Genomic DNA, 12,070 nt, shown 5'->3' on the forward strand with positions numbered 1-12,070 from the left:
GCGATCTCCTCACAGCAGGCTCGGGATCTTCTGCTCCTCAGCAAGGTTGGCGCGACGGAAGTACAGGGTGACGAAGGTCGCCACGATCACGATGAACAGCGAGTACAACGCGGGCACGAGCAGCAGCAACCCCAGCTGGGGGCTGGCCGGAAAGCTGAGCAGGATGATGGCGATGGCGAGCGGACCGTTCTGGATGCCGGTCTCGAGCCCCACGGTTCGCGCGTCCTTCGGGTGCATCTTGATCGCGCGCGCGATCCCGTAGGCCACCGCGATACCGAAGAGACCGAGACAGATGGCCACCGTGAAGACCTGCCACGAGGTCCCCGTCAGCAGCACCCAGTTGCGGGGTACCCAGGTCACGACCAGGAAGACGATGAAGAACAGCCCGAAGAAGCCGCCCAGCAGCTCCATCACGGCGCCGATGTTGGGGTGGTAGCGACGGATCACCATGGCCAGGCCCACAGGCACCAGCATGACCACGAGCGTGATGACGATGTTGGCGACCGGGATCTGCAGGTCCAGCCCTGCCGGCATGAACCGTGTGCCGTACAGGTGCAGCATCAACGGCGTCATGAGCAGGGCCCACAACGTCGAGTTGGTCGTCATCATGACGCTCAGACCGAGGTTGCCCTTGGAGAAGTAGGTGAAGATGTTGGACGTGGTGCCGGCGGGCACAGCGCCCATCAGCAGAGCGCCCAGCGCCAGTGGGGCGGCCACCTCGTTCGGCAGCTGCAGGATCAGTCCGAGCACCAGGCCGAACGCCAGCAGCGGCATGATCCCGAACTGGGTGAGCCAGGCGATGATCAGGCCCCAGGGGCGGCGGAGCGCGGAGGTGAAGTCGCGCGGCGTCAGGCCTGCGCCGAGTCCGAACATGATCACGAAGACCAGGACGATCAGGATGACCTGCTCGAACTGAGTGACGACCTCGTGGTCAGCAGGGGGCACCACCTGGGTGGCGAGCGTGTGCAGTGACGTGGTCATCGCGGTGACGCCTCCTCGGAGCCGGGGGCCGTCTCGGGTGCGGGGTCGTTCGTCGACGCTCCAGGGTCGGTGCGCAGCTCCTTGCGCAGGATCTTGCCGATCGGGCTCTTGGGCAGCTCGTCGCGGAGCTCGACGCTCCGCGGCACCTTGTAGGCCGCCAGGTACTCGCGGCAGTGCGCGACGATCTCGTCCAGGGACGGTGCCGGGTCATCGGCGACGATGAAGGCACGCACCGCCTCTCCCGTCTTCGGGTCGGGCACTCCGATCACGCCCGCCTCGCGCACCGTCGGCATGGCCGTGAGGCACTCCTCGACCTCGTTGGGGTACACGTTGAAACCGCTGACCAGCACCATGTCCTTCTTGCGGTCGACGATCCGGAAGTAGCCGTCGTCGTCCATCTCGGCGATGTCCCCGGTGTGCAGCCAGCCGTCGACCAGCGTGTGCTCGGTCTCGTCAGCACGCTGCCAGTACCCCTGCATGATCTGTGGTCCACGCGCCACCAGCTCGCCCGGCTGCCCGGCGGAGAGCGCGTTGCCCGCGTCGTCGACGCAGCGGACGGTCGTCGAGGGTATGGGGATGCCGATGGTGCCGTCCTTGACGGTACCGCCGAGGGGGTTGAAGGTCAGCACCGGCGAGGACTCCGTCAGTCCGTACCCTTCCACGATGGGGGTACGGGTGACCTCGCGCCAACGTTCTGCGACCGACTGGTGCAGCGCCATGCCGCCAGCAGCCGAGGCCCGCAGCCTGCGGGGCGGGTGGTCGAGGAACCAGCGCTCGTTGAGCAACGCGTTGAACAGCGTGTTGACACCGGTGAGCCAGGTGATCGGGTAGTTCTCGAAGGCGCGCTTGAGGTTGCTGGGCGGCCGCGGCGACGGCACCAGGATGTTCCGTCCGCGCATGTGGTAGAAGCCGATGAGGTTCACCGTGAAGGCGAACACGTGGTACAGCGGCAGCGCGGTGAGCACCGTCTCCTCACCACGCCGCAGGTGTGTGCCGCACATCGCCAACATCTGGAGGGTGTTGGCCACCAGGTTGCCGTGCGAGAGCATCGCCCCCTTGGCGACGCCGGTGGTGCCGCCGGTGTACTGCAGGACCGCCAGCGTGTCGGGGCCGACGCCCTCGAGATACGTCGCAAGGCCCGAACCGCCATCGATCTGCTCGCGCCCCGCCTCCAGAGCTTCGCGCAGCGGCGTGTGCTCGACGCTGACGATCGGAAGCGTCCGGCTCCAGTAACGCTGGGTGGCACGAATGATGCCGGCGACGACCGCGGGGAAGAACTCCGAGATCCGGACCGTGACCACCGTCTCGATGCTCGTCGAGGCGAGCGCCTGCGGCAGCCGGTCGGCGAACATGTCGATGATGACCAGCGCTCGGGCTCCGGAGTCGCTGAACTGGTGGGTCATCTCCGACGCCGTGTAGAGCGGGTTGGTGTTGACCAGCACGCAACCCGCCTTGAGGATGCCGAAGGCCACCACCGGATAGCTGAGGCAGTTGGGCAGCTGTACCGCGACCCGGTCCCCCACCTCCAGGCCGACCACCTCACGCAGGTACACCGCGAACTGGTCGGAGAGCCGCTCGACCTCGCTATATCGGAGCGAACCGTTCATGCCGTTGGGCATGCACTGGGTGAAGGCGACCGCGCCTGGGTCCTCGGCGGCGGATGTGCTCAGCAGCTCAGGCAGGTTGCGGGCCGGAAGGTCCCCGATCTCCGAAGAGGTGCCCGCCGGATAGTGCTCGTGCCAGGGAAACTCGCTCATGCTCGGCGCTCCCTGTCGACGGCGCACTCCAGCGCGCACGCCGGGCTCGCCCCGGCTGTCGCGGCGCCGACGGGCGACCTGGACCTTCCGACGCGAGCACAGCTCGCCCACCTGCGACGTTGCATGGCGCGATTATGCCAGAACCACCGGGCATCGTCCGGGGGAAGGCGGTGACGAGACCAGTAGGCCGCACCGAACCTGCCCTCCGCATCGAACCTCGCGCACACCGTGGGAGAGCAGGTAGCGGTCCGAACCGGATGCCTGGTGACCACGCCGAACTCCTCTGGCACGTCCTGGCACGTCGAACGTGGTGAGATCACTTCACTCCACGGGAATCGACTGCCCGTGATGAAAGATGTTCGCCGGATCCCAGCGGCGCTTGACGGCGACAAGGTTCCGTTCGTTGTTGCGGAAGTTGTCGAGGAAGTAGAGCCACAGCGCGTCGTCGACGTTGCCCTGAGCGTGCGTGCCCAGAACGCTGTCCGGGTAGTTGTAGTACGCGCCTGCGACCGTTCCGCTCGGATCATTGGTGGGGTCGGGAGTCCCGCCGCACTCGGCGTAGACGTCCCGATAGAACTCGTCGATCCAGCGCAGGTGCGCATCGGCCTGGGCATCGTAGGGAGCCAGGTGTCCCTCTCCAGGACGCGAGGCGTTGAGCCAGTAGGTCTGATACTGCAGCTTCATGATGGCGTCACGCTGGGGAACCGCGGTCTCGCCGGGAGCAACCCGGTTGATGGCCCCACCGTAACTGTCGACCTGCAGGAGACTCTGGCTCATGTCCGACTCGGTGACACCTCTTGGGGTCGTTCTGAGCCAGCGGTATATCGCGGCAGCCTGATGCGGTGGAAAGGCCTTGTTCATGTATGCAGACTTGTACTTGCCGAACTGGTTGGGTCCCGAACCGTTCAACGTCTGCAGCGCCTCGAGGTAGGTCACGTGTTGCACGCTCTCGGTGCCGACGAGGGCCGTCGTCCAACCCGGATGGCCGCCGAGAGGGCTCCGCAACGGCGAATGCCCGACGATCGCCTCGAAGCGCGTTCGCGCTTCTGTGTACCGTTGCTCGGCTTCGGCCCGGTGATCGAGAAGACTGATCCCTTCGGGGGACACGACCTGGACGATCATGCCGAGCTGCCCGGCCGACACGTGTGTGAGCTTCAGCAAGCTGAACTCGGTCTCGGGCATGTCGCTCACGAACTCCGCGTAGCAGGCAAGCAGGTCCGCGAAGGAAGATGTGTCGACCGATGTCCAGTCCCAGGAGAGGGTGTAGATGGAAGCGAACTCCGGAGCATCGGGCAGCTCATCGAAGTAGTAGCGCAGGATGACACCGAAGTTGCCGCATCCGGCACCCCGCAGAGCCCAAAAGAGGTCTCGTTCGTCATTCGAGCCGCTCGTCGCTGACACGTGATGCAGCTCAGCGCTGTTCGCCGACGCGTTCCAGGTGACGATGTCGACCGCGCTGAGATGGTCGACGACCAAACCGCGCATTCGTGACAACAGCCCGTACCCGCCGCCTGTGATGTGACCCCCGGCCCCGACCGAGTAGCAGGATCCTCCGGGAAGCGTCTTGTTGAAACCGTTCAACAACGTTCGGTAGACAGACCAGTTCTCGCAGCCTGCCTCGACGACGAATGCGGGCCGCCGTTCATCCCAGCCGACACGGTTCATCGACGACATGTCGACGATGGCCCTCGTGGTGTCGTTGTAGATGAAGTTCTCGTAGCAGTGGCGCCCGGACACGACCTTGACGTCCCGCCCGTAGCGAGAGATCGCCTCGCTGATCTGCGTGACCGACTCAGAATCGTTCTTGGGGACATAGACCGCCTCGAGATGTGGGGCGAACCAGCGCCGGTCGAAGCCTTGTCGATCGCTGAGCACGACGGGACGTGGACCGGTGTTCGGAGGCGAGGTAGGCATATTCAGGGCTCCAGGTCGAGAAGAGGCGGTGTGCGGCTGGACGGGATGCCCCGAGGGCTTCAAAAGCCGCGCTTCACAAAGCTGGCTTGTGCCTGATCGTCGTAGTCGCTAGCCCCGACTTCCCAGTAGTTCTGCCAGTAGTTGGGCGTCTGGTTGCGCTCCGCCATGCGATACGTCCATTGAGCGGTCAACAGCCAGAGCACCAGATTCCCAGAAATCCCGCTGATCGGGCACACCGGCTCATCAAAGCCCGAGATATCGAGGATGCCCGCGCCGTCGCCACTGTGCGTGTTGATGGCGACATCCGCGTAGTCGCTCAGAGAACCGGCGCCTTCACTCCTGTCGAAAGGGCCGAAGGCGACGACCATCGCGCCGATCTGCCGGGCGTACTGGGCCACCTGGATCTCGTCGCCGTTGTCCGGGCTGATCGCGCCGATGAGCACGATGTCGCTGGCCTTGAGCTGCGTCTTGTACACGTCGTAGGGCTGCATGATCATACTGCCGGCGGCTGTCTCGTAAGCCTCATTGACGAACATGTTCTGAGTGCCTTCGTAGGGAGCACCGGCCTGTGGATGCCCGTAGACGAGAAGCCGCGGATGATCTGCGGCCCCTGCAAACAGGAGAATGCGATCGGTCCAGGCGCGCGCCACGCGATCGATGACCTCAAACTCGTGTTCGCGGATGAGTTCAAAGCTCCTCAGGGCGTTGTTGATGTATTCAAGGGCGACCTCGGCGCCATCGTCGGCACCCCCGGTGCTGATCTGCTTGCACAGAGCGGCCGTGCATGCCCAGTAGACCAGAAATTGCGAGAGACCGCTGGAGGAGATGATCTTGAACTCGGGAATTGCCGGAGTCGAGACAACGCCGCAGCTCCACGTGCAGCCGCTGTCAAGCACACGATCGCAAATCTGCTCGAGGGAGGTGGTCATCTTGACTGGCAAGAATGCCCCGACAGGGGTCTTGTAGAAGCGGGCGTAGCTGCAGGTGATGCCTACGGTGTACGCGCCCCGAACACGAGCCTCGTCCGGGCCGACGTCGGGAATGGTTCCCTTGTCAGGGTTGATCAGCGATGCACCGTTGGTGAGCAGGAAGTCACCCGGTCTTATCTGATTGTAGTCCGCTGAGATGTTTCGATCGGCACGCTGCGGCAGCACCGAGGGCTGCCCGGGTATGCCTGGGCTCGCCGCGAACATAGCAAAGTGACCCACCAGGACGTGCGAGAAGATCCGGCCGTCGGAGGATTGGCACTCGTAGGCGACCTTCATTGCCTCACAGATTCCAGCGATCTGGGTGTCGCGAATATGTCGGCCGATGCGCTCGATCTCCGCGTAGAAGAGCTCCATGTAGGACGCCCCTGCGAGAGGAGGGCCAACGGAAGAGTTGCTCATGCGTTTTCCTTTCGGATTTCGCGGCGAGGGAAGAACGACGTGTGCCTCATCGGTATTGCGTAGGTGGGCGCGCTTCGCTCAACGCGACCGGGCTCCCGCCGTTTCGGCGACTCCTCAAGCGGACCAGTCGCACCGTGTTGACTCTGTGGCACTTGAAACCTGGCTGACATGCGACTCTGCATGGAGGTTGGAGCGTGCTGTGTATTCGGCTCTGGATTAAGAATCTCACGTCGCGCCGTGCGTGCAACTCGGAGCGCTGGCGCGACGTTATCCGCGGACGTTGCGCGGTGACAGGCCCAAAGGAAGGCGCTCAGGCGCAACAAGCCGTTCTACATCGCGATCGGCGTCACCACGGCCGGCGGACCGATGCCAGGCGCTAGGTGTACTGCTCCACGATCAGCTCGGTGTCGAGGAAGTAGTCGGCGAGCTGCCACAGCAGAACCGCGCCGTAGCCCACGCCCACAGTGCTCTCGACAGGCTCCCACTCAGCACTGTCGTGGCTGACGAAGACCAGGGCCATCTCAGCACCGGCCGTCGTACGGAGGGGGTCGAAGAGGATCCAGTTCTGCCCCGAGCCGAACGCCTCCCACAGGTCCTGGAGTGCGATCCCCGCCCCGTCGAGGCGCGCTATGACCTCCTCGTTGTCGCCTACCTCGAGCGTGTCCCACTCCCACTGGCCGAAGCCCGCCGGCAGCCCGTCGGCATCGAGGCCGGGGAATCCGAGAGGACCACCACCGTAGGCGTCCCACGAGACGCCGTTGTGCGTGCCCGCGATCGCTGCGTAGCTCGCCGGGACCCCGTGCCCGACCTGCCCTGTGAACGGCGGCGCGCAGACCAGCTCGTGCTCCACGTCGTCCCACAGCAGGACCGCGTGAGCCGAACCGTCCGGGGCGATGTCGCACACCGTCACTCTCTGCGCGACCTCGGTGAGGAGCTCACGGTCCGCGCTGTCTGCGCACAGGAACGCGAAATGCTCGATGAAGGCGGACCGCGGCTCGGAGCCCGCGCCATCGAATCCCTCGGGCATACCGGACGTCTCGTGCAAAGCGGGCCTCCTCGGTCGTGACCGGAGACTACACGCCCTTCTCCGAGTCAGATCGGCAGTCCGTCGAGGAAGTCGAGGAGCAGCCGGCTGAACGCCTCCGGGTTGTCCTGGTGCGCCTGGTGGCCTGCCTCGGGGATCTCTTCGTACCGGAAGGACGAACTGTCGACGGGCCAGGTCGCCGCGGTCATCACCGTCAGCCGACCGGCCGCACTGACGTCCTGCGCGCCTCGTGTCGCGAGCACGGGCACACCGATCCGCTTCCCCTTCAGCCCTCGCCCGGCCTCACGGGATACGTCGACCAACGCGCCGAAGCTCTCCCGGGTGAACTCGCGGGTGACCCCGCGCACGTACTCCTGGGCCGCCGGCGTCGTCGCAGTGCCCTCGGGCAGCTTGTTCCGGATCAGCGAGATCGGCAGCAACCCGCTCACCGCCCCGGAGATCTGCCAGACCGCACGGCACCGGGCCGCGGCACCTCGGCTCGTGGGACTGATGCACGGGGCGCCGATCGTCACCAGTCCGGCGCATCATTCAGGCGCTTCCACGGCGAGCCGCTGGGACACCATCCCGCCCAGCGACTGACCGACCAGCTCGGCTCGCCGGGAACCGCCGACCGCGTCCAGCAGAACCGACAGGTCGGCGCTCATTTCAGTCGCTGAAGGCTTGTCCAGACCACGGGGAAGCGAGGCGCCGTGCCCTCTGAGGTCCTCGTCGTGCGACCAGCCAGTGTTCACCGGTTCGCCCTCTCCTGTTGTTCCCCCAGGGCGTCCTTGGTCGGTCTACGACCTCCTGGTGGGCCCGGAGGGACTCGAACCCCCGACATCCACGGTGTAAACGTGGCGCTCTGACCAACTGAGCTACAGGCCCTGGCTCAGGGCGCGAGCCCTGGCGGCGCAGGCAAGAATACCGGCCCTGGCACCCCGGCCGGAACGTGCGCCATCCGGCGCGTGTCCCGGTCAGACCTCCGCGAGCGCCGCCCGGTACGCCTCGATCTCACGACGCCCGCCCCGCGGGTGCACCACCGACCAGCGCACGATGCCGTCGGCGTCGATGAGGAACGATCCGCGCAGGGCGTGGCCGGAGTCCTCGTCGAAGACACCGTAGGCGCGCGACGCGGCACCGTGTGGCCAGAAGTCGCTGAGCAGGTCGAACCCGAAGCCCTCGGTCTCCTGCCAGGCCTTGAGTGTGAAGACCGGGTCGGTGGACACGGCCAGCAGGCGGACGCCGGCGGCCTCGAAGTCCTCGACGTTGTCGCGCAGCTCGCGGAGCTCGCCGGTGCAGGTCCCGGAGAAGGCGAAGGGGTAGAACACCACGAGCACGCTCTCGCCCCGCAGGTCCGCGAGGTGCGTCGGCGTGCCGTGGGTGTCCGGCAGCGTGAGGTCCGGTGCCGGGTCGCCGACGCCCGGGGCGGTGCCGCTCATCGGGTCTACCGGCCGCTTGCTGCCAGTCGTGTGGCGGACCAGTCCTCACCGGCGGCGAACGTGCTCGTCGCGTGGAGTCCTGCCGTCGTGGCGGCCTCCTGGATCTCGTCGTGGGCGACGTGGCCGTCCCGGCGCGGCTTGCGCGTCAGGAGCCAGACGTGCCCGCCGTCGTCGAGCGCGGTCTGGACGTCGACCAGCATGTCCGTCAGGTCGCCGTCCTCCTTGCGCCACCAGACGATGACCCCGTCGATCACGTCCCCGTAGTCCTCGTCCACGAGCTCGCCGCCGATGACTCCCTCGAGCACCTCGCGCAGAGGCTCGTCGACATCGTCGTCCCACCCGAACTCCTGCACGACCTGACCGGTGGTGAACCCGAAGCGCTCGGCCGGGCTTTCCGCCTGCTGTCCCACGTGGACCTACGTTCCTTCCGTCGTCGTCAGGCGCACCCCGCGGTGCGCCTGTGAGCGTCAAGGTAGTGCACCCGGCGCCGTCGTGCGCGCCGGTCCATCGGCCCGACCGGCGTCCTCGACCGAGTCCGTGCACATCACCATGACGTAGATCACGGATTCTTGACCCCCACCTGGTGTCCGGGCGCCGAAAGTCAGGACACAATGAGTAGTGACCACCCGTGGGTGGCCCGCGCCGTCGCGACCTCGGCGACGCGGCCGACCCTGCACGGGACGCCTGACACGAGCAGTCGCCGGACCACGGCGGCAGCCCGCAGAAGAGAGAGGTTGCTGGTGGCTTCGTACGACGAGACCGGACCGCTGATCGACGGTCTGCTCAGCGCTGTGCCGGACATCGACCCGTCCGAGACCTCGGAGTGGGTGGAGTCCCTGGACGGGCTGATCGACGACAAGGGCGGCCCCCGGGCGCGCTACGTGATGCTCAACCTGATGCGCCGCGCCCGCGAGCGCAGCGTGCAGATCCCCACGTCGGTGGCGACCCCGTACGTCAACACCATCGGTGTGCACGAGGAGCCCTACTTCCCGGGCGACGAGTCCATGGAGCGCAAGTACCGCTCCTGGAACCGCTGGAACGCCGCGGTCATGGTGACGCGCGCCCAGCGTCCTGGTCTGTCGGTCGGCGGTCACATCTCCTCCTACGCCTCCGTGGCGACGCTCACCGAGGTGGGCCTCAACCACTTCTTCCGCGGGAAGGACCACGCCGGCGGCGGCGACCAGGTCTACTTCCAGGGCCACTCCTCCCCCGGCATGTACTCGCGCGCCTACCTCGAGGGCCGGCTCACCGCCGACCAGCTCGACGGTTTCCGCCAGGAGAAGTCGCACGCCGGCGGCGGGCTGCCGTCGTACCCGCACCCGCGTCTCATGCCGGACTTCTGGGAGTTCCCGACGGTGTCGATGGGCCTCGGCCCGGCGTCGGCCATCTACCAGGCCTGGACCAACAGGTACCTCCACAACCGGGGGATCAAGGACACCAGCCAGCAGGACGTCTGGGCGTTCCTCGGTGACGGCGAGATGGACGAGCCCGAGTCGCGCGGCCTGATCCAGCACGCCGCCCACCAGGGGCTCGACAACCTGACGTTCGTGGTCAACTGCAACCTGCAGCGGCTCGACGGCCCGGTGCGCGGCAACGGCAAGATCATGCAGGAGCTGGAGGCCCAGTTCCGCGGTGCCGGCTGGAACGTCATCAAGGTGGTCTGGGGCCGCGAGTGGGACGCGCTGCTCAACGCGGACAAGGACCGCGCCCTGGTCAACCTCATGAACTCGACGCCCGACGGCGACTTCCAGACCTACCGGGCGGAGTCGGGCGCGTTCATCCGCGAGCACTTCTTCGGCCGCGACCCGCGCACCAAGGCTCTCGTCGAGAACATGACCGACGACGACATCTGGAACATGAAGCGCGGCGGTCACGACTACCGCAAGATCTACGCGGCCTACGCCGCCGCTCGTGCCCACACCGGTCAGCCGACCGTGATCCTCGCCCAGACGGTCAAGGGCTACGCCCTCGGCTCCGGGTTCGCCGGCCGCAACGCCACGCACCAGATGAAGAAGGTCAAGAACACCGACCTCAAGGTGCTGCGCGACACGCTGCGCATCCCCCTGACGGACGAGCAGATCGACGCCGAGCCGAACCTGCCGCCGTACTACCACCCGGGCATGGACGACGACGCCGTGCAGTACATGCTGGAGCGTCGCCGTCAGCTCGGCGGGTTCGTCCCCGAGCGCCGGTCGAAGGCGAAGCCGGTCAAGCTGCCGGAGGCGAAGACCTACGAGCTGCTCAAGAAGGGGTCGGGCACGCAGGAGGTCGCCTCGACCATGGCGTTCGTGCGCCTGCTCAAGGACCTCATCAAGGACAAGGAGTTCGGCCCGCGCGTCGTGCCGATCATCCCGGACGAGGCCCGCACGTTCGGTCTCGACGCGATCTTCCCGAGCGCCAAGATCTTCAACACCGCCGGGCAGAACTACCTCGCCGTGGACCGCGAACTCATGCTGAGCTACAAGGAGTCCGAGTCCGGGCAGATCATGCACACCGGCATCAACGAGGCCGGCTCGGCGTCCGCCTTCCAGGCGGTCGGCACCTCGTACGCCACCCATGGCGAGCACATGGTGCCGTTCTACATCTTCTACTCGATGTTCGGCTTCCAGCGCACGGGCGACCAGTTCTGGGCGGCCGGCGACCAGCTGACGCGCGGGTTCATCATCGGCGCGACGGCGGGACGCACCACCCTGACCGGTGAGGGTCTGCAGCACGCCGACGGGCACTCGCCCCTGCTGGCGGGCACGAACACCGCGATGGTGCAGTACGACCCGGCGTACGGCTACGAGATCCGCCACATCGTGCGCGACGGCATCGAGCGGATGTACGGCGACGGCTCGGACGGCCGGGACCAGAACGTCATGTACTACCTCACGGTGTACAACGAGCCGATGGCCCAGCCCGCCGAGCCGGAGGACGTCGACACCGAGGGCATCCTGCGCGGGATCCACCGCATCTCGGTCGAGGGCGGCAACGGCCCCAAGGCACAGCTCCTCGCCTCCGGCGTGGGTGTGCCGTGGGCGCTCGAGGCGCAGCAGCTGCTGCGTGACGACTGGGGCGTCTCGGCCGACGTGTGGTCCGTGACGAGCTGGAACGAGCTGCGCCGCGACGCGCTCGCCGCGGAGAAGGACGCCCTGATCGACCCGGCGTCCGAACCGCGCGTGCCCTACGTGACGCAGAAGCTCGCCGGCGCGTCCGGTCCGTTCGTCGCCTCCAGCGACTACGACCACCTGGTCCCCGACCAGATCCGGGCCTGGGTCCCGGGCGACTACGCGGTGCTCGGCGCCGACGGCTTCGGGTTCTCCGACACCCGTGCCGCGGCTCGCCGGCACTTCCTGATCGACGGCCCCTCGATGGTCGTCAAGACGCTGCAGCAGCTTGCCCGCCGCGGCGAGGTGCCCCGTGAGGTCGTCGTGCAGGCGGTCGAGAAGTACCGTCTGACGGACGTCACGGCCGGTACCTCCGGCTCCGTCGTCGTGCGTCGGATCGACGCGGTGCGCTACGTGGGCGAACCGGGACTGACGTCGGCGCCCTCGGCGGCCTCGACCGCCGCGACGAGCTCGGGAC

10 protein-coding genes and 1 tRNA gene are annotated in these 12,070 nt (G+C 66.8%); 1 reads left to right on the forward strand and 10 read right to left on the reverse strand.

From position 1 onward, the window contains the following. Positions 1 to 9 precede the first annotated feature (9 nt). The 10 genes from PZC42_RS18620 to PZC42_RS18665 form a co-directional block, all read right to left on the reverse strand. Positions 10 to 981 carry a bile acid:sodium symporter gene (locus PZC42_RS18620; protein WP_277213239.1) on the reverse strand — a complete coding sequence of 324 codons (972 nt, stop codon included), beginning with the start codon at positions 979 to 981 and terminating at the stop codon, positions 10 to 12. Then, positions 978 to 2,738 carry an AMP-binding protein gene (locus tag PZC42_RS18625; RefSeq protein ID WP_277213241.1) on the reverse strand — a complete coding sequence of 587 codons (1,761 nt, stop codon included), beginning with the start codon at positions 2,736 to 2,738 and terminating at the stop codon, positions 978 to 980. Before PZC42_RS18625 ends, PZC42_RS18620 begins: the two co-directional genes overlap by 4 nt. 321 nt (positions 2,739 to 3,059) lie before the next feature. Further along, the gene (locus PZC42_RS18630; RefSeq protein ID WP_277213243.1) at positions 3,060 to 4,613 is read right to left on the reverse strand and encodes an FAD-binding protein; all 1,554 of its coding nucleotides are present in this window, start codon (positions 4,611 to 4,613) and stop codon (positions 3,060 to 3,062) included. 98 nt (positions 4,614 to 4,711) lie between these two features. Next, positions 4,712 to 5,995, reverse strand: coding sequence for a phosphoheptose isomerase family protein (locus PZC42_RS18635; protein WP_277213245.1), 1,284 nt, complete (start codon positions 5,993 to 5,995; stop codon positions 4,712 to 4,714). Between the two features lie 421 nt (positions 5,996 to 6,416). Beyond that, complete coding sequence (locus PZC42_RS18640) at positions 6,417 to 7,085, reverse strand: hypothetical protein (protein WP_277213247.1); 669 nt, start codon at positions 7,083 to 7,085, stop codon at positions 6,417 to 6,419. 47 nt (positions 7,086 to 7,132) lie between these two features. Beyond that, positions 7,133 to 7,597: an alpha/beta fold hydrolase gene (locus PZC42_RS18645; protein ID WP_277213249.1), complete on the reverse strand. Its 465-nt coding sequence runs from the start codon at positions 7,595 to 7,597 to the stop codon at positions 7,133 to 7,135. A gap of 12 nt (positions 7,598 to 7,609) precedes the next feature. Further along, positions 7,610 to 7,816: an alpha/beta fold hydrolase gene (locus tag PZC42_RS18650; protein ID WP_277213251.1), complete on the reverse strand. Its 207-nt coding sequence runs from the start codon at positions 7,814 to 7,816 to the stop codon at positions 7,610 to 7,612. A gap of 56 nt (positions 7,817 to 7,872) precedes the next feature. Further along, positions 7,873 to 7,949, reverse strand: a tRNA-Val gene (locus tag PZC42_RS18655). An 89-nt stretch (positions 7,950 to 8,038) separates the two neighbouring features. Then, positions 8,039 to 8,503: a peroxiredoxin gene (locus PZC42_RS18660; protein ID WP_277213252.1), complete on the reverse strand. Its 465-nt coding sequence runs from the start codon at positions 8,501 to 8,503 to the stop codon at positions 8,039 to 8,041. 5 nt (positions 8,504 to 8,508) lie between these two features. Beyond that, entirely contained in the window at positions 8,509 to 8,913 is a 405-nt protein-coding gene (locus PZC42_RS18665; protein WP_277213255.1) for a DUF3052 domain-containing protein, read from the reverse strand. A gap of 330 nt (positions 8,914 to 9,243) precedes the next feature. On the opposite strand from PZC42_RS18665, the gene aceE reads away from it, so the two are divergent. Further along, a partial coding sequence (gene aceE, locus PZC42_RS18670) for a pyruvate dehydrogenase (acetyl-transferring), homodimeric type (protein ID WP_277213257.1) occupies positions 9,244 to 12,070 on the forward strand: 2,827 nt, incomplete at its 3' end.

Origin of the sequence: Isoptericola croceus (genome assembly GCF_029382255.1) — a bacterium.
Classification (GTDB): Bacteria; Actinomycetota; Actinomycetes; order Actinomycetales; family Cellulomonadaceae; genus Isoptericola; species Isoptericola croceus.

Coding starts and splice junctions, on each gene's coding strand:
- PZC42_RS18620 (WP_277213239.1), bottom strand. CDS start 981: ATGACCACGTCACTGCACACGCTCGCCACCCAGGTGGTGCCCCCTGCT.
- PZC42_RS18625 (WP_277213241.1), bottom strand. CDS start 2,738: ATGAGCGAGTTTCCCTGGCACGAGCACTATCCGGCGGGCACCTCTTCG.
- PZC42_RS18635 (WP_277213245.1), bottom strand. CDS start 5,995: ATGGAGCTCTTCTACGCGGAGATCGAGCGCATCGGCCGACATATTCGC.
- PZC42_RS18660 (WP_277213252.1), bottom strand. CDS start 8,503: ATGAGCGGCACCGCCCCGGGCGTCGGCGACCCGGCACCGGACCTCACG.